Annotated in this window: 1 pseudogene; it reads left to right on the top strand. The window is 63.5% G+C overall.

Annotated features, from left to right (window positions below):
• Positions 1-526, top strand: a pseudogene (locus EN879_RS38370) (aminomethyltransferase family protein); the annotation flags it as partial.

Raw genomic sequence — 526 nt, 5'->3', positions numbered from 1 at the left:
GGACCTGCCTGGGTTCTCGCGCTTCAATCTCGATGGTCCAGGTGCCGCCGAATGGCTGAGCCTGCAGGTCACCGGACTGGTGCCGAAGCCAGGCCGCATCGGTCTCGTCTATTTCGCCGACGACAAGGGCCGCATCGTCACCGAAATGTCCGTCGTGCGTCACGACGAGAACCTGATGACGCTGATCACCGCGGCGGTCGCGCAGTGGCATGATTTCGAATGGCTGAAGTCGCGCATGCCCAAGGACGCACCGTTCAAGCTGATCGACCGGACCGAAGAATTCTCGACCCAGATCCTGGCCGGCCCGAACTCGCGAAAAATCCTCGCCGATGTCTGCGAAGCCGACCTCACTCTGCCATGGCTGACGCATCAGGAGACGAAGATCGCCGGCCGCTGGGCCAAACTGGTGCGCGTCTCCTTCGCCGGCGAACTCGGCTGGGAAATCCACACCAGGATCGACGACACCGCCGCCATCTTCGATGCCGTCTGCGCCGCAGGCCAGCAGCACGGGCTGAAGCCTTTCGGC

This window comes from Mesorhizobium sp. M7A.F.Ca.AU.002.02.1.1, from assembly GCF_003998535.1.
Taxonomy (GTDB): Bacteria; Pseudomonadota; Alphaproteobacteria; order Rhizobiales; family Rhizobiaceae; genus Mesorhizobium; species Mesorhizobium ciceri.
The sequence above is the reverse complement of the archived record's forward strand: the minus strand, read 5'-3'. Positions and strand labels throughout refer to the sequence as shown.